17 protein-coding genes are annotated in these 16,234 nt (G+C 67.1%); 14 read left to right on the top strand and 3 right to left on the bottom strand.

The window, feature by feature from the left end; all coding sequences use genetic code 11:
- Positions 1-58 precede the first annotated feature (58 nt).
- The 7 genes from AC1DDG_RS01550 (at position 59) to AC1DDG_RS01580 (ending at position 7,770) form a co-directional block, all read left to right on the top strand.
- On the top strand, positions 59-1,075 hold the full coding sequence (locus AC1DDG_RS01550) for a co-chaperone YbbN (RefSeq protein WP_476874700.1): 1,017 nt from the start codon (positions 59-61) through the stop codon (positions 1,073-1,075).
- Positions 1,075-2,178, top strand: a complete 1,104-nt coding sequence (locus tag AC1DDG_RS01555; RefSeq protein ID WP_476874701.1) for an NADH:flavin oxidoreductase/NADH oxidase — start codon at positions 1,075-1,077, stop codon at positions 2,176-2,178. The genes AC1DDG_RS01550 and AC1DDG_RS01555 overlap by 1 nt, the downstream gene beginning before the upstream one ends.
- Positions 2,179-2,356: 178 nt before the next feature.
- The gene (locus AC1DDG_RS01560) at positions 2,357-3,121 is read left to right on the top strand and encodes an ABC transporter ATP-binding protein (RefSeq protein WP_476874702.1); all 765 of its coding nucleotides are present in this window, start codon (positions 2,357-2,359) and stop codon (positions 3,119-3,121) included.
- Positions 3,103-4,674, top strand: coding sequence for a transporter (locus AC1DDG_RS01565; RefSeq protein ID WP_476874703.1), 1,572 nt, complete (start codon positions 3,103-3,105; stop codon positions 4,672-4,674). Before AC1DDG_RS01560 ends, AC1DDG_RS01565 begins: the two co-directional genes overlap by 19 nt.
- A 116-nt stretch (positions 4,675-4,790) precedes the next feature.
- Positions 4,791-5,573 (top strand): glucosamine-6-phosphate deaminase, encoded by a 783-nt coding sequence (gene nagB, locus AC1DDG_RS01570; protein ID WP_476874704.1) that lies wholly within the window; start codon positions 4,791-4,793, stop codon positions 5,571-5,573.
- Positions 5,574-5,659: 86 nt separating this feature from the next.
- The gene (locus tag AC1DDG_RS01575) at positions 5,660-5,992 is read left to right on the top strand and encodes a DUF3039 domain-containing protein (RefSeq protein WP_476874705.1); all 333 of its coding nucleotides are present in this window, start codon (positions 5,660-5,662) and stop codon (positions 5,990-5,992) included.
- Positions 5,992-7,770: a DEAD/DEAH box helicase gene (locus AC1DDG_RS01580; protein ID WP_476874706.1), complete on the top strand. Its 1,779-nt coding sequence runs from the start codon at positions 5,992-5,994 to the stop codon at positions 7,768-7,770. Before AC1DDG_RS01575 ends, AC1DDG_RS01580 begins: the two co-directional genes overlap by 1 nt.
- 57 nt (positions 7,771-7,827) lie before the next feature.
- On the opposite strand, the gene AC1DDG_RS01585 is transcribed toward AC1DDG_RS01580, so the two are convergent.
- Both AC1DDG_RS01585 and AC1DDG_RS01590 read right to left on the bottom strand, forming a co-directional pair.
- Positions 7,828-8,463 (bottom strand): isochorismatase family protein, encoded by a 636-nt coding sequence (locus AC1DDG_RS01585; RefSeq protein ID WP_230116891.1) that lies wholly within the window; start codon positions 8,461-8,463, stop codon positions 7,828-7,830.
- On the bottom strand, positions 8,463-9,791 hold the full coding sequence (locus AC1DDG_RS01590) for a nicotinate phosphoribosyltransferase (RefSeq protein ID WP_230116890.1): 1,329 nt from the start codon (positions 9,789-9,791) through the stop codon (positions 8,463-8,465). The genes AC1DDG_RS01585 and AC1DDG_RS01590 overlap by 1 nt, the downstream gene beginning before the upstream one ends.
- Positions 9,792-9,828: 37 nt before the next feature.
- Here AC1DDG_RS01590 and clpS point away from each other — a divergent pair, with 37 nt between their 5' ends.
- From clpS to rdgB, 6 genes are all read left to right on the top strand, one after another.
- Complete coding sequence (clpS, locus tag AC1DDG_RS01595) at positions 9,829-10,209, top strand: ATP-dependent Clp protease adapter ClpS (RefSeq protein ID WP_476874707.1); 381 nt, start codon at positions 9,829-9,831, stop codon at positions 10,207-10,209.
- Positions 10,202-10,768 (top strand): DUF2017 domain-containing protein, encoded by a 567-nt coding sequence (locus AC1DDG_RS01600; protein WP_230116888.1) that lies wholly within the window; start codon positions 10,202-10,204, stop codon positions 10,766-10,768. The genes clpS and AC1DDG_RS01600 overlap by 8 nt, the downstream gene beginning before the upstream one ends.
- Before the next feature lie 130 nt (positions 10,769-10,898).
- Positions 10,899-11,924, top strand: a complete 1,026-nt coding sequence (murI, locus tag AC1DDG_RS01605) for a glutamate racemase (protein ID WP_476874708.1) — start codon at positions 10,899-10,901, stop codon at positions 11,922-11,924.
- Entirely contained in the window at positions 11,921-12,718 is a 798-nt protein-coding gene (locus AC1DDG_RS01610) for an MBL fold metallo-hydrolase (RefSeq protein WP_476874709.1), read from the top strand. Before murI ends, AC1DDG_RS01610 begins: the two co-directional genes overlap by 4 nt.
- Positions 12,719-12,802: 84 nt before the next feature.
- Positions 12,803-13,561 (top strand): ribonuclease PH, encoded by a 759-nt coding sequence (rph, locus tag AC1DDG_RS01615; protein ID WP_476874710.1) that lies wholly within the window; start codon positions 12,803-12,805, stop codon positions 13,559-13,561.
- Between the two features lie 56 nt (positions 13,562-13,617).
- Positions 13,618-14,256 (top strand): RdgB/HAM1 family non-canonical purine NTP pyrophosphatase, encoded by a 639-nt coding sequence (gene rdgB, locus AC1DDG_RS01620; protein ID WP_476874782.1) that lies wholly within the window; start codon positions 13,618-13,620, stop codon positions 14,254-14,256.
- Between the two features lie 93 nt (positions 14,257-14,349).
- Here the strand turns inward: rdgB and AC1DDG_RS01625 are convergent, their stop codons facing one another.
- A complete protein-coding gene (locus tag AC1DDG_RS01625; RefSeq protein ID WP_476874783.1) occupies positions 14,350-15,117 on the bottom strand; it encodes a DedA family protein in 768 nt (255 codons plus the stop codon).
- A 68-nt stretch (positions 15,118-15,185) separates the two neighbouring features.
- Between AC1DDG_RS01625 and AC1DDG_RS01630 the strand changes: the two genes are divergently transcribed.
- Positions 15,186-16,229, top strand: coding sequence for a 3'-5' exonuclease (locus tag AC1DDG_RS01630; RefSeq protein WP_476874711.1), 1,044 nt, complete (start codon positions 15,186-15,188; stop codon positions 16,227-16,229).
- Positions 16,230-16,234 lie beyond the last annotated feature (5 nt).

The raw sequence follows: 16,234 nt of genomic DNA on the forward strand, positions 1-16,234 counted from the left end.
GGCCGCAGGCCGCGGCAACGTTGCCTCCCGCGGCGGCGGAGTGGCTAGAGTGGGAGCTATGAGTTCGCCAGCATCCCGCCCTGTCCCTCCAGCCGCCGCCAGCCAGCTCAACCTCCGCGGCGCCGTCGATCTTTCCGCCCTCAAGCAGCGCCAGGTGCCGCCAGCCCCGCCGGCGGGAGGCCCTGCCGCCGGGAACGGCCCGGCAGACGCCCCACCGGCCGGAGTCGCTGCAGGTCCCGACGCCGGCCCCGAGGCGCCCGCGCTCCGGGTCACCGTCACGGAAGGCAACTTCCAGGACCTCGTTGAGCTGTCAGCCCAGGTGCCCGTAGTGTTCGCCCTCTGGGCAGCGTATTCGCCGGAATCAGCCGGGGTGCTTGAGGATCTGGAACGGATCGTTGAGAGCTACGCAGGCCGGCTCGTGCTCGGTGCTGCAGACATCGATGCCTTTCCCCAGCTGGCCCAGGCCTTCCAGGTCCAGGCCGTGCCCACGGCGGTGGCTGTGCTCAAGGGACAGCCTGTACCGCTTTTCCAGGGCGGGGCCGACGAGCAGCAGATCCGCGCGGTACTGGACGAACTGCTTAAGGTTGCCGCCGCCAACGGCGTTTCGGGCAACGTGGGCGGAGCGGCCCCCGGGGAGCAGGAACCCGCCCCCCTGCCCCCTTTGCACCAGGCAGCCTTCGACGCCATCGAGGCAGGGGACTACGCCGCTGCCGCCACCGCCTACCGGCAGGCCCTCGCGGCGATGCCTGCCGACGCAGAAGCCAAAGCCGGTCTGGCGCAGGTTGAGCTCATGGACCGGCTGCAGCAGCTCTCCGGCCCGGACGGCGAAGCCCTACGGCAGGTCGCGGCGGACGAGCCTGACAACCTCGCGGCCCAGCTCGGGGTTGCCGACCTTGACATTGCCGGCGGACATGTGGAGGACGCCCTGAACCGTGTCGTGGGCTTCATCGGCAGGAATTTCGGTCCCGAGCGCGAGACCGCCCGCGTGCGCCTGCTGGAGCTGTTCGACGTCGTCGGAACAACAGACGGCCGCGTGGCGAAGGCGCGCCAGGCACTGGCCCGGGTGCTGTTCTAGTGGCGGTTCCGGCGCTGTTCAGGCCGCTGTCCTTGCGCTCCCTCGAGCTGCAGCACCGCGGCTGGGTCTCGCCCATGTGCCAGTACAGCTGCGACCCCGAGGCCGCCCCGGGTGTGCCCAATGACTGGCACCTCATGCATCTTGGTTCGTTTGCGGCCGGAGGGGCGGCCCTGATCCTCACCGAAGCAGCAGCCGTCAACGCTGCCGGGCGGATCAGCCCGCGCGACGCCGGACTCTACAACGAAGACCAGGCGGCCGGCTGGGAGCGGATCGTCAGCTTCGTGCACCGCCACGGCGTGGCTGACACCAAGATCGGCGCCCAGCTCGCCCACGCTGGCAGGAAGGCCTCCACCTACTGGCCGTTTTCAGGGGAGAAGGGTTCCGTTCCGGCGTCCGACGGCGGCTGGGACACCGTTGGGCCGGGCACCGCCGCGTTTGACGGCTACGCAGCGCCGGCGGACATGACGGAGGATGACATCCGCGGCGTCATCGCCGACTTTGCGGCTGCCGCCACCCGGGCCGTCGAAGCAGGCTTCGACACCATCGAGCTCCATGGCGCCCACGGCTACCTGCTGCACCAGTTTCAGAGCCCGCTGGTGAACGACCGCGCCGACGCCTGGGGCGGGGATGCCGCCGGCAGGAACAGGCTGACGCTGGACGTCGTCGACGCTGTGCGAGCGGTGATCCCCGAGTCCATGCCGCTGATGCTGAGGATCTCAGCCACGGACTGGGCCGAAGGCGGGATCGGCATTGAGGACTCGGTGCTGCTCGCAGCGCAGGCCGCCGAACATGGTGTTGACCTGATCGACGTCTCGAGCGGCGGCGCGGTGGCGCACCAGGAGATCCAGCCGGGACCCGGGTACCAGACCGGCTTCGCCGCGCGCATCCGCCGCGAAACGGGCATCGCCACGGGCACGGTGGGGCTGTTGACTTCACCCGGGCAGGCTGAGCACGTAGTTGCCACCGGCCAGGCCGACGGTGTGTTCATTGCAAGGGCGGCGCTTCGGGACCCGCACTGGTGGCTCCGCGCCGCCTTCGAACTGGGCCATGACCTGCGGTGGGCGCCGCAGTACGAGCGCGCAGTGCCGCGGCGCACGTTCTGAGTGCAAGCTGGGCGACGGTGAACCCTCATCAGCCGGTGAACCTCATCAGCCGGTGAACCTCATCGGCCGGTGAACGTCATGGGCGGGCAGCCCTCCTCCTTGCGGAGGATCCGCCGGGGCATGGCCTTACTACCTGAGGGGGATCCCGCTGCGGACCGCGCCCCGATAGGGTGAATTCATGAGTGTTCCCCCTACAGCCCTGTCGATCAGGGGACTGGCCAAGCGCTTCGGCAGCAAGATCGCCGTGGACGGCATCAGCCTGGACGTTCCCGCCGGTTCCTTCTTCGGAATCGTCGGCCCCAACGGTGCAGGCAAGACCACCACGCTGTCCATGGCCACTGGCCTGCTCCGGCCCGATTTCGGCACGGCTGTGGTCCACGGCGTCGACGTGTGGGCGCGGCCGCTGGAGGCCAAGAGGCTGATGGGCGTCCTGCCTGACGGCGTCCGGCTCTTCGACAGGCTCAGCGGCGAACAGCTCGTCACCTACGCCGGACTGCTCCGCGGCATGGACAAGGATGTTGTTGCTGCCCGGGTGGGGGAGTTGCTGGCCGCGCTGGACCTGAGCGGGGACGCCGGAACGCTGGTGGTGGACTATTCAGCCGGCATGACCAAGAAGATAGCCCTGGCTTCCGCCCTGATCCATGCACCGAAAGTGCTGGTCCTGGATGAGCCGTTCGAATCAGTGGACCCTGTGTCCGCCGCAAACATCCGCGACATCCTGGACCGATATGTTGCCACCGGCGGCACCGTGATCGTGTCCAGCCATGTCATGGACCTCGTCCAGCGGATGTGCGACCACGTTGCCGTCGTCGCCGGCGGCCGGCTACTGGCCGCAGGGACGGTAGCGGAAGTCCGCGGCGGAGTGAGCCTTGAAGAGCGCTTCGTCCAGCTGGTGGGCGGAAGAGTGCAGACAGAGGGGCTCGAGTGGTTGCGCACCTTCTGAGGCTCAAGCTGGCGCTCCTGCGGAACGGACTGCGGCGGAGCCCCTGGCAGCTCGTTGGCCTCGCAATCGGCGGACTGTACGCCCTGGGAATCGTGGGCACGTGTGTTGCAGCGCTGCTCTTCCTGCGCCAGGAAGATCCCCTCCTTGCACAGACCGTCGTGGTGCTGGGCGGCGCGGCGGCCCTGCTCGGCTGGGCGATCATTCCGTTGATTGCATCTGCGGCCGACATGACGCTCGATCCGGCCCGTTTTACAACTTCCGCCATCCCGATGCCCCAGCTGCTGGCAGGGCTTGCCTTGGGCGGCCTGATTGGCATTCCCGGACTCGCCACAGCGCTGGCGGCACTGGCCACGGTGGGCACCTGGTCGCGGGGCATCCTGCCGGCCGCAGGAGCGCTTATTGGTGCAGTCCTCGGCGTGCTGACCTGCGTTGTGCTGTCCAAGGTGGTCACTACGGCCACAGCCAGTCTGGCGGCCACGCGGCGGTTCAAGGATGTCAGCGGATTGGCGTTCATGGTTCCGCTCGTTCTGATGGGTCCCATCATGGCGGGCATAGCGCAGGGAGCGGCAGGTTCCGGCGCGTTCCTGACCGACCTTGCGCGGACCCTGTCCTGGACGCCGCTGGGCGCGGCCTGGTCGTTGGGCGGCGAGCTGGAGGCGGGACACCCCGGAGCGGCCGCGCTGAAGCTCCTGATCGCCGCGGCCACGCTCGCCGGCCTTGCCTGGTGCTGGAAGTTCCTGCTCGAGCGTGCCCTCGTGACCCCGCCCTACGCCGGAAGCACCCGCAGGACGGGTGGCCGGCTGGGACTGTTCGGGCTGTTTCCCGCCACGCCCACGGGCGCCATCGCTGCCCGCTCGCTGACTTACTGGTTCCGGGATCCGCGGTACTCCGGTTCCCTGGTGGTCGTTCCGCTCCTGCCCGTGGTTCTGGCGTTCCAGGGGAGCCAGACGGGCAACTTTGGCGTCATCACGATCGCGGGCCCGCTCACCGCTTTCCTCCTGGCGTGGTCCATCTCCTCCGACGTGTCCTACGACAACACGGCATTCGCGCTGCATCTCGCAGCCGGAGTGCGCGGCGTGCAGGACCGTCTCGGGCGTGCATTGGCCTGCCTGGCCTTTGCCTTGCCCGCCGTGCTGGTCCTCGCGACTGTGCCGTTCTTCCTCACCGGGGACTGGGAATGGCTGCCGGCCATCCTGGGGCTGTCGCTCGGCGTCCTGTTCACCGGGCTTGGCCTCGCCTCCGTGGTTTCCGCGCGCTATACGGTCGCCGTCCCGCTACCCGGCGACAGCCCGTTCAAGAAACCGCCCGGTAATGTCGCCCAGACCCTGGCCGTCCAATTCGGCGGCATGGGCGTCCTGCTGGTGCTGACCCTGCCCGAAGCGGCCCTGGTCATCGCCCAAATGGTGACCGGTGATCCGGCCTTTGGCTGGGCCAACTTAGCCCTCGGGCCGCTGCTCGGGATTGCGCTGTTTGTGGCGGGGGTGCGCATCGGCGGCCGCTGGTTCGATGCCCGCGGCCCGGAGCTGCTGGCTCAGCTGACGGTCAACCGGTGAATGGCCCTGCCGGGGCGGCGCCGGCCGTGGTTGACTAGGCAGAAAGATGGCTTGCAGATAGTCGGCCACGCAGGACAGCACGGGGCGGTTACCACAGCGAAAGGCGGCGGAGCAGCATGGAGGTCGTGATCCTTCCGGGGAGCAGGCAAATCGCCTCCCTTGTGTCGGATGCCATTCAGGCCCTCCTGCATCGGAAGCCCGATGCAGTGCTGGGCTTGGCCACGGGATCGTCACCCCTTCCGGTGTATGACGAGTTGGCGTTGCGCCACGAGCGGGGCGTGCTGGATTTCAGCAGGGCGCACGGTTTTCTGCTGGACGAGTACGTTGGGCTGGATTCCGGCCATCCGGAGTCCTACCGTGAGGTCATCCGCCGGGACTTCACCGGACGCGTCAACTTCGCCCCCGAAAACGTCCACGGCCCGGACGGCAGCGCGAAGGACCTCCCCGCGGCCTGCCAGGCCTACGAAGCCGCCATCCGGGACCGCGGCGGGGTGGACCTGCAGCTGCTGGGCATCGGGACCGACGGGCATATCGGCTTCAACGAGCCAGGCTCATCGCTCGCTTCCCGGACGCGCATCAAGACGCTCATCGAGCAGACACGCCGCGACAACGCCCGCTTCTTCCCCAGCCTCGCCGAGGTTCCCCATCACGTGGTGACCCAGGGGCTGGGGACCATCCTGGACTCTCGTCACGCGGTGCTGGTGGCCACAGGCGCGCAAAAAGCGCAGGCGGTCCATGACCTCGTGGAAGGGCCGCTGGCCGCCATCTGTCCTGCTTCTGCGCTTCAGCTGCACCCCCACGCTTCCATTCTCGTGGACGAGGCCGCGGCGTCGTCACTGAAACTCGCCGACTATTACCGCCACTCCTACGACCACAAACCGGCCTGGCAGGGCCTGTAGCGCGGGTTGCCGCCGGCCCCTGGCGGGCCCCGGCAGGCCGCCGCGCCGTCCTTCGCCGGCCGCCGGGAGCGGCTAAGATGGATGCCATGACTAGCATGACGGATCCTTTCGAAAACGACCCCATGCGTGAGCTTTCCGGAGCCGGATCGTCCACGGCCACCATCGAGCGCGAGGAACTGCGCCAGGAAGTGGAGCCCGGCGACCGTGAGCGCTTTTCGCACTACGTGCGCAAGGAAAAGATCATGGAATCCGCGCTGACCGGCGAGCCTGTCATCGCCCTGTGCGGCAAGGTCTGGACCCCGGGCCGCGATCCCCAGAAGTTCCCTGTGTGCCCGATGTGCAAAGAGGTCTACGACGGCCTGCGGCCTGAAAATGACGGCGGCAAGGGGTCCGGCGGGGACTCAGGCAACAACAAGTAGTGACGGAGACACTCTTCGGCGGCCCCACGCTGCCTCCGGCTTATCCGGAACGTGCAGCCTGGGGAACCGCCCAGAAGCTCCGTGCTTGGCAGCAGGAAGCCCTGGACCGCTATTTCAGCGCGGGTCCGCGGGACTTCCTGGCCGTCGCGACGCCCGGCGCAGGCAAGACCACTTTTGCGCTCCGTGTGGCGTCCATGCTCATCGAATCCGGTGCCGTCAACCGGGTGACCATCGTTGCCCCGACTGACCACCTCAAGAGGCAGTGGGCTGACGCCGCGGCACGGGTGGGCATCGCCATCGATCCGAACTTCAAGAATTCCGACGGCCAGCACGGCCGCGGCTTCGTCGGGGTCGCTGTCACCTACGCGCAGGTTGCCAGCAAGCCCTTGCTGCACCGTGCCAAGACCGAGGCCGCCCGCACGCTGGTGATCCTGGACGAGATCCACCACGGCGGGGAGGCCCTGTCCTGGGGTGACGGCCTCCGCGAGGCATTCGACCCCGCCGTCCGGCGCCTGTCCCTGACAGGTACGCCGTTCCGCTCCGACACGTCGCCCATCCCGTTCGTGGAGTACGCGGAGGACCGGGACGGCATCCGGCGTTCCAAGGCGGACTACACCTACGGCTACGGCAATGCGCTGCGTGACCACGTGGTGCGGCCCGTGATGTTCATGGCTTATTCGGGTCAGATGCGGTGGCGCACCAGTGGAGGCGAGGAGATGGCCGCCTCCCTCGGCGAGTCGGCTGTCACCAAGGACATCACGTCGCAGGCCTGGCGGACTGCCCTAAACCCGGCAGGGGAGTGGATTCCGGCAGTGCTGGCCGGCGCCGACAAACGCCTCAGCGAGGTCCGCCGGTCCGTCCCGGATGCGGGCGGCCTGGTGATCGCAACGGACCACGAGGATGCCAGGGCGTACGCGGGCCAGCTCAAGAGGATCACCGGCGAATCGCCCACGGTGATCCTTTCGGATGATGCCAAGGCGTCCAGCAAGATCGAAGAATTCACGGAGAGCGACAAACGCTGGATGGTTGCCGTCCGCATGGTGTCCGAAGGCGTGGACGTTCCGCGCCTTTCCGTGGGTGTGTATGCCACGTCGACTTCCACGCCGCTGTTCTTCGCCCAGGCCGTGGGCCGTTTTGTGCGTGCCCGGAAGAGGGGCGAGACTGCCTCCGTCTTCCTGCCATCCGTGCCGCAGCTGATGGCGCTGGCCAACAGCATGGAGGCCGAACGGGACCACGCGCTGGACCGGCCGGAGAAAGAGGACGGCGACGGCCTGTTCAATCCGGAAGATTCCCTGATGGACGAGGCCAACCGCGAGGACAAAGCCTCGGACAGCCTGACCAAGGGTAAATTCGAGGCCCTGGATTCCCAAGCATCCTTCGACCGTGTGCTGTTCGACGGTGGCGAGTTCGGTACCGGCGGTGACATCGGCTCCGAAGACGAGCTGGACTTCCTCGGTATCCCGGGCCTGCTGGATGCTGAACAGGTGGGCACGCTGCTGCGCCAGCGTCAGCACGAGCAGCAGAGCAGGAAGAAACGGCAGGCCCCCTCCGCTGCTCCGGCGGCGCCGCTGGTGCCGGACCACCGGATGCTGATGGATCTCCGGAACGAGCTCGCCAAGAACGTGGCGGCGTGGTCCGCGCGGACGGGAACGCCCCATGGTGTGGTCCACACGAAGCTGAGGACAGTCTGCGGCGGCCCGCCTGTGGCGCAGGCGAATGAAGAACAGCTCCAGTCCAGGCTCAAGAAGCTTCAGGACTGGTTCGTCGGCCGTAAGTAGGCGGAAGCGCAAAGAGCCAAGAAGGCGGGGTCCGCACCAGCGGGCGCCGCCTTTCTGCTATTCGAGGTCCACGCCTCCCAGTTCCATCTCGGCGTAGGTGTCGTCCAGGTCCCCGGCAATGCCCGCCGTGAGCCGCTTGATCACGGTAACTGAATAGCCGGCCTGCACCGCGTCCAGGGATGTCGCCATGACGCAGTGGTCGGTGGCGAGCCCCACCACCACGACGTCCTCCACGTCGTGGCTCTGGAGCCAGTCGTCCAGGCCGATCGAGTCTTCCTCGGCGGCGTAGTCGGAATCTCCGGGCGACGGCATGGCACCGGGCTTCCTGTCCCCGGTGGGCACGGCGTCCTCGGGGGCGAGCAGGCCTTCAAATCCGGAGTAGGCGGCCGTGTGCAGGCCTTTGTGGAAGTAGGCCTGAATGTGTTCGGTGTCGAGATCGGGATGCAGTTCGGCGCCCTGGGATCCAGCGACACAGTGGGGTGGCCAGCTGTCCTTGAAATCCGGAGCGTCCGAGAAGTGGGCGCCCGGATCGATGTGCCAGTCCTGCGTCGCTACGACGTGGTCGAACTGCCCGTGATGCGTTTCGACGTACTCGCTGATCGCCCCCGCCACCGCGGCACCGCCCTGGACCGGCAGCGCGCCGCCCTCGCAGAAGTCGTTCTGGACGTCGACAATGATCAGTGCACGTGACATCAGTTCTCCTCGTAGATGGTGGGGATGGCCGGTTCACCGCGCTGCAGGCGGTGGACGACCGCCGGCAGTTCGGCCATTGAATCGGCGTGGCGCTGACGGGCGCGAAGGACGCCTTCGTGGCCGGTCCAGCCCGGCAGCAGTTCCCCGTTCTTGATGAACTGCTGCAGGAGGGGGCGGTCGTTGCCGTCGTCAACCGGGCGGTGGCCCACTCCGACGATTTCCTGGGTGGCGGTACCGTGATCGTTGAGCTTGCGGAGGGCGTATTTGCGCCCGCCCTTGCTCGTTTTGTTCTTGGCCGCCTTGGCCACGGGAATGAACTCACCCGTGCTGTCCGTGCGGCTGACGAGCTTGTAGACCATGCTGGCGGTGGGCGCCCCGGAACCGGTGACCAGGGACGTGCCCACGCCGTACGCGTCCACCGGCGCGGACTGGAGCGCGGCAATGGCGAACTCGTCAAGGTCGGACGTGACCATGATGCGGGTGTTCTCGTTGCCCAGTTCATCCAGCAAGAGGCGGACCCACTGCGCCTGCTCCACCAGGTCGCCCGAGTCCAGCCTGACGGCGCCCAACTTGTCCCCGGCGATGTCCACCGCCGTACGGACGGCCGTTTCGACGTCGTATGTGTCCACGAGCAGCGAGGTGCCGGCGCCCAGCGAGGCCACCTGCGCCTCAAACGCCTCGCGTTCGGTGTCGTGAAGGAGGGTGAACGAATGCGCGGCGGTCCCCACGGTCTTGATGCCGTAGCGCAAACCCGCTTCAAGGTTGGAGGTGCTGTCGAACCCGGCGATGACAGCGGCGCGGGCGGCGGCAGAGGCTGATTCCTCCTGGGTCCGCCGGGAGCCCATTTCGATGCAGGGCCGGTTCCCGGCAGCGGTGATCATCCTGGATGCCGCGGAGGCGATGGCGCTGTCGTGGTTCAGCACGGACAGGATGTAGGTCTCCAGGATGCAGGCTTCCGCGAACGTCGATTCGACGATCAGGATGGGGGAGTTCGGGAAGTACGCCTCGCCTTCCGCGTAGCCCCAGATGTCCCCGGTGAACCGGAAATCGGCGAGGTAGTCCAGGGTCTCCTTGTTGACCACGCCGGTGCGGCCCAGGAAGTCCAGTTCGGATTCGCCGAAGCGGAAGGCCGCGATGCCCTCCAGCAACCGGCCCGTGCCGCCCACGATCCCGTACCGCCGGCCGTCCGGGAGCCTGCGCGCGAAGGCTTCGAAGACTGATTTGCGGTGTGCGGCGCCGGAATGGAGCGCCGCCTGCAGCATGGTCAGCTCGTAGTGATCAGTGAACAGGGACGTGCGTGGCTGGTTCCAGCCGGCGTAGGTACTCACAAAATCACTCTAGTGCGCATCCCCATAGAATGGACAGATGACCCTAAGCGTTGCGCTCGGCCCTGACACCCAGGAGAGCACCCAGACCGGAACAGCGGTGTCCACCGACGCGCTGACCGCCCCGGACATCCCCTGGAACCTCGTGATCTGGAACGATCCCGTCAATCTCATGAGCTACGTCAGCTATGTTTTCCAGAGCTATTTCGGCTATTCGGAGACCAAAGCCAACAAGCTCATGATGGAGGTTCACAAGAAGGGCCGGTCCATTGTTGCCCACGGCAGCAAGGAACAGGTGGAACAGCACGCAGTCGCCATGCACGGCTACGGCCTGTGGGCAACGGTTGAGAAGGCCACCGGCGGAAACAGCGGGGGCGGCAAGAACAGCGGCCCGGGCAAGGGCAAGGGAAAACGTGGCTAAGGCTTTCAAATACGGACTTAAGGGCATCACCGGATTCCTGGAGCCGGCCGAGCGGGAACTGCTGCGCAGCCTTTTCGAGGACGTCATCTCGATGCTCCAGCCCGAAGACCGCGGCAAGCAGGACCCGCTTACCGCCATGATCGGGCTCGACATGGACGCCCGCGAACCGTCTGACCGCGCACTCCGGCGGCTCCTGCCAAACGTGATGAAGAACGACGGCGCCGCGTCCCTGGAGTTCCGCCAGCTCACCGAACGCTCCCTGCGCGAAAGCAAGATCGGCGCGCTGCGCGCCGCCGCGCTGGACCTGGACAAGGACGAACTGCTGCTGACCGACACCGACGCGAGGCACTGGTCCATGGCACTGAACGACATCCGGCTGGTGCTCGCCGAACGCCTGGACATTCAGGACGAGGCCGACGCCGACCACGTCCACCAGATGCAGGACTGGTCCCAGGCGGAGGACGTGGAAAGCTACCTTGCCCTCGTCTACAACTTCACCACGTGGCTGCAGGAGTCCCTGGTCCAGGCCATGCTGCAGTCCATGGAGCCCCGGCCCTAGCCTGCCCGTCCCGTCCGCCGGCCACGCGGGCAGGGGTGCGCCTGCGCTGCGCGGATGTGACAAATTTGACATGAGGCGGACACCACAAGTGATGGCCGCACCCACCGGGAAGACCTATCCTCGAATAATCATGACTTCAGCATCGAGCACGGATCCGGCAGCAGGAGCTGCGGCGGACTCCGCAACGACCATCGGCGCCAACCTCGGATCGCTGCCGATCGGAGTCTTTGATTCCGGCGTCGGGGGACTGACGGTGGCACGGTCCATCATCGACCAGCTGCCCAACGAATCGATCCTTTACGTTGGGGACACCGCCCACGGTCCGTACGGTCCGCTTCCCATTGCCGAGGTGCGCGCCAACGCCCTGGGCGTCATGGACGAGCTGGTGGATTCCGGGGTCAAGCTGCTGACCATCGCCTGCAACTCGGCGTCGGCCGCCGTCCTGCGGGACGCCCGCGAACGCTATACCGCCCGCTACGGGATCCCGGTGATTGAAGTGATCCAGCCCGCCGTCCGACGCGCGGTGGCGGCCACCCGCACCGGCCGCGTCGGGGTGATCGGCACCTCCGCCACGGTAGGCTCGCGGGCCTATGAGGACACGTTCGCCGCCGCGCCGGACCTCGTGATCACCTCGGTGGCCTGCCCCGCCTTCGTCAGCTACGTGGAGGCGGGCATCACCACCGGCCCTGACCTGCTGGCCGTGGCGGGGGAGTACCTTGCGCCGCTGAAAGCTGCGGGAGTGGACACGGTGGTGCTGGGCTGCACGCACTATCCGCTGCTGACCGGAGTCATCTCCTACGTCATGGGCGAGGATGTCACCCTCGTTTCAAGTGCCGAGGAAACAGCCAAGGATGTCTACCGTGCGCTCGCGAGCCGTGGACTGGAGCGCACCGCCGCTGCCCCGCCGGAGCACAACTTCATCGCCACAGGCGACGCCCGCCAGTTCGAGGCCCTCGCCCGCAGGTTCCTCGGGCCCGAGGTGCTCAGCGTCCGCCACGTCGACCACGTCGCGGCGCAGTACCCGACCGGAAGCCTCGCCCGGATCACGCCGGAAATGATCGCGGCGGCCCAGAGCGCCGCGTCGCGTCCGCGCATCTCCAATTTCGTCGGGCAGGGTGCCGGCGGCAGCGCCCCCGCCGGAGGTCCCGCCCTGTGAAGCTCACCATCGTCGGCTGCACCGGATCTTTTCCGGGCCCCGGTTCGCCCGCGTCCTGCTACCTTTTGACCGCGAATGACGGCGAAAGCACGTGGAAGGTCGTCATGGACCTTGGCAGCGGGGCGCTGGGTGCCATCCAACGCTATACGGATCTCGAGGACATCGACGCCATCTTCCTGACGCACCTGCATCCGGACCATTGCATGGACTTGTGCGGCCTCCACGTGGCCGTGCGCTGGAAGCCCGGCGGCTGGGACCGCGGAAGGATCCCGGTGTGGGGCCCTGCCGCGACGGCCGACAGGATGGCCACGGCCTACGGCCTGGAACTGGATCCGGGCATGCACGAGGAATTCGACTTCACCAACTGGATCGAGCGCCAGTCGGTCACCGTGGGGCCTTTCACGGTGACGCCGTTCGCGGTGAACCACCCGGTTGAGGAAGCCTACGCGCTGCGTGTGGAGGTGGCAGAGACGGACAAGAGCGGGGCGGCCGTGACGCGGGTGCTGACCTACTCCGGCGATACGGATTCATGCCGCGGGCTGGAAGAAGCGGCCAAGGACGCTGACCTGTTCCTGTGCGAGGCCGCCTTCGAGGAAGGCCGCGACGACGGCATCAAGGACGTCCACCTCACCGGAAAACGCGCAGGCGAGGCTGCCACGGTGGCGGGCGCCCGCCGCCTCCTGCTGACCCACATTCCGGTGTGGACGTCGCAGACGAAGGTCATGGCTGAGGCACGTCCGGTCTTTGCCGGAGACGTCGCCGTCGCGGTGGCCGGCGTGCACTACACCGTCTGACGCGGCGGCCACCTCGGCCGGGCATCGCGGTGGAGGCTGTCCGGGCGCGCCAGCCGGCGGTGGATAAATCGATAAGCTATTGGCATGACTTCCGAAGCAACCACCATCCCCGTCATCCGTGCCGACGGCCGCACCCCGGACCAGCTCCGGCCCATCAGCATCACCCGCGGCTGGTCCAAGCAGGCAGAGGGATCCGCCCTGATCGAGTTTGGCAACACCCGGGTACTCTGCACAGCCTCCCTGACCGAGGGCGTGCCGCGCTGGCTCAAGGGCGAAGGCCGTGGCTGGGTGACGGCCGAGTACGCCATGCTTCCCCGCGCCACGAACACCCGTTCCGACCGTGAGTCGGTCAAGGGCAAGATCGGCGGCCGGACCCACGAAATCTCACGCCTCATCGGCCGGTCCCTGCGCTCGATCATCGATACCAAGGCCCTCGGTGAAAACACGATCGTGCTGGACTGCGATGTCCTGCAGGCCGACGGCGGGACGCGGACTGCCGCTATCACCGGCGCCTACGTGGCACTGGCCGAAGCGATCCGCTTTGCCCGCGAAAACAAAATGATCGCACGAAATGCCCAGCCGCTGATCGACACCATCGCCGCCGTGTCAGTGGGCATCATTGACGGCGTCCCCATGCTGGACCTTCCCTACATCGAGGATGTCCGGGCCGAGACCGACATGAACGTCGTGGTGACCGGATCCGGCAAGTTCGTTGAGGTTCAGGGTACGGCCGAGGGCGCCCCGTTCGACCGTGATGAACTTAACAAGCTGCTGGACCTGGCGCTCCTGGGGACGGAGCAGCTCGCCGCCATCCAGCGCGAGACCCTGGCTGAAGCTCCGTGAGTGAACCCGGCTCCGTTGAGGAAAGCAGCCCGGGGAACGGGGGAGCCCCCGGACCGGTGACGCCCCGGCTCGTGCTGGCCACCCACAACAAGGGAAAGCTGCGGGAACTGCGTGAGCTGCTGCGTGGGCAGGTTCCCGGACTCGACGTCGACACGCAGGTGGTGGACGCGTCCGCCGTCGGAGGTCCCGACGTCGCGGAGACCGGGGTGACCTTTACGGAAAACTCGCTGCTCAAGGCGCGCGCGGTGGCCGAGGCGACCGGACTCATTGCGATCGCCGACGACTCCGGACTCGCTGTCGATGTGCTGGGCGGCGCCCCCGGAATATTCTCCGCCCGCTGGGCCGGCCGGCACGGGGACGATACCGCCAACCTTCGGCTGCTGCTGGCGCAGCTCGCGGACGTCCCGGACGCCCACCGTGGTGCTGCCTTCGTGTGCGCGGCGGCCCTCGCCGTGCCGGCGTCGGCATCCGCTGACGGAGGGCGCGAGGTGGTGGAATACGGCCAGTTGGCGGGGACCCTGCTGCGGGAGCCGCGCGGTGAAGGCGGCTTTGGTTACGACCCCGTGCTCCAGCCCCTGGGCTTCGACCGAAGCTGCGCCGAGCTGAGCCCGGACGAAAAGAACGCCATCAGCCACCGGGGGCAGGCATTCCGTGCCCTGCTGCCGGCGATCGTCAAGGCCCTGGCCGGCGGGTAACCTGCCGGGCTGGCAGGTTGTTCAATTACAGAAGGCGCCCCACATGGTGGGGCGCCTTCTGTTGTGTGTGTTGTCCGTTGAGGGAACGGCGAGCTACGGCGTCTTGCGTTCCTCTTCGGGCTCGTGCTCCTCGATGAACTCCTCGACCGGGTCCGTGCCGTACTTGGCGGCCTGTCGCTTGGCCACAATTCCGCGGAGCACCTCGATGCCGATCGGAACCACCGAGACCAGGACAATCACAACAAAAATGATGTCCAGGTTGTCGCGCACCCACGGCACTTTGTCGCCGAGAAGGTAGCCGAGGAGCGTCACGCCGCCGCCCCAGAGGGCCGCGCCGATGACGTTATAGAGGAAGAACTTGCGCTTATCCATCTGTGCCACGCCGACAATCACGGGAACAAACGTCCGGATGATCGGAACGAAGCGGGCGAGGATCAGTGCCTTGCCGCCGTGCTTTTCGAAGAAATTGTGGGCGCTTTCAACGTTTTCCCGCTTGAAGAGCCGTGAATCAGGCCGGTTGAAGAGGGCCGGGCCCGCCTTTGAGCCGATGAGGTAGCCAGCCTGGTTGCCCACGATGGCGGACACGATGATCAGCGCGGCGAAGAGCCAGATGTTGAACTTGATGGTGTCCGTGGCCACGAGCAAACCGGCCGTGAACAGCATGGAATCACCCGGCAGGAAGAATCCGATCAGCAGGCCGGTTTCGGCGAAGATGATGCCGCAAACCAGGAGCACCACCCATGGCGCAAGGGCCGGGTCGGCGAGGAATACCTGGGGATTGAGCCAGTCGGGCAGGAGCGAGGAGAGGTGCGGCTGGACCGGACCGGCACCTCCCAATGTGGATACGGCAAAGTTGCTGATCGCATTAAAGTTCACCTTCCAAGGGTACTTGACAGCCCCGTGGGTCCGGCGGCGCTAAAGTGGTCCCCGTGGGTTTGGACTTTACGGCGATCGACTTCGAGACTGCCAACGGCTTCCGCGGTTCGCCGTGCGCCGTTGGCCTCAGCAAGGTCCGGGGCGGTGTCATAGTTGAGGAGGCCTCGTGGCTCATGCGGCCGCCGGAAAACCATGACGCGTTCGATTACCACAACGTGCGGATCCACGGCATCAGGCCCGAGCAGGTGGCACACCAGCCCCGCTTTGGGGAGCTCTTCCCGGAGATCGGCGCCTTCATCGGTGACGACGTCCTGGCCGCTCACAATGCCGCGTTCGATCTGGGGGTGATCCGCTCAGGTCTGGAGGTCTCGGGCCTTCCCGGTCCCGCGTACGACTATGTCTGCACCGTCATGCTGTCCCGGCGCTGCTATTCGCTCGTTTCCAATTCCCTGCCGTTCGCTGCCGAAGAGGCAGGCGTGCCCCTGGTCAACCACCACGACGCGGCCGAGGATGCCAGGGCCTGCGCCGGAATCCTCATCGATATCGCTGCGCGCAACCGCGCGAACAGCGTTGCAGAGCTTTATCTGTCACTCGGCCTGTCGATACCCCAGCAGCAGGCCTTTGATCCGGCCCGGGACGCCCTCTCCAAGGCAACCCTCACGGCGCTTGCTGCCCTCGACGGAACCGCTCAGGCCCGACCCTTCCGGAGCGGCTGGCCGGACGAAGGAGAGAACCCGGCGCCGAATCCGGACGCAGAGCCCGGAAACCCGCTCTACGCCCAGACGGTGGTGTTCACCGGCCAGCTGGGCATTCCGCGGCCGGAGGCCAAGACCCGCTCCGCCGAGATGGGCGCGCGACCGGAAAGCAGGGTCACCGCCAGGACCAGCGTCCTGGTGGTCGGAGACGGCTTCGATGCCCGCGACCTTCGGTCCGGCCGGCTGACCGGAAAGGCCAAGCGGGTGCTTGAGCTGCACGACCGCGGGCAGCCGATCGAGGTCCTCTCGGAGGGCGAGTTCCTGCAGATGGTCGGCGGGGCTCCCGGCGCACATATTCATCTGGCGCAACAAAGCTTCCCCGCAGCGACCCTGTCCTCCTAGCCTTG

It is taken from the genome of Arthrobacter sp. 10L430, assembly GCF_056395245.1.

Excerpts from the sequence above, each read along its gene's own strand:
- AC1DDG_RS01550 (WP_476874700.1), top strand. The coding sequence starts at position 59 with ATGAGTTCGCCAGCATCCCGCCCTGTCCCTCCAGCCGCCGCCAGCCAG.
- AC1DDG_RS01560 (WP_476874702.1), top strand. The coding sequence starts at position 2,357 with ATGAGTGTTCCCCCTACAGCCCTGTCGATCAGGGGACTGGCCAAGCGC.
- nagB (WP_476874704.1), top strand. The coding sequence starts at position 4,791 with ATGGAGGTCGTGATCCTTCCGGGGAGCAGGCAAATCGCCTCCCTTGTG.
- AC1DDG_RS01575 (WP_476874705.1), top strand. The coding sequence starts at position 5,660 with ATGACTAGCATGACGGATCCTTTCGAAAACGACCCCATGCGTGAGCTT.
- AC1DDG_RS01585 (WP_230116891.1), bottom strand. The coding sequence starts at position 8,463 with ATGTCACGTGCACTGATCATTGTCGACGTCCAGAACGACTTCTGCGAG.
- clpS (WP_476874707.1), top strand. The coding sequence starts at position 9,829 with ATGACCCTAAGCGTTGCGCTCGGCCCTGACACCCAGGAGAGCACCCAG.
- murI (WP_476874708.1), top strand. The coding sequence starts at position 10,899 with ATGACTTCAGCATCGAGCACGGATCCGGCAGCAGGAGCTGCGGCGGAC.
- rph (WP_476874710.1), top strand. The coding sequence starts at position 12,803 with ATGACTTCCGAAGCAACCACCATCCCCGTCATCCGTGCCGACGGCCGC.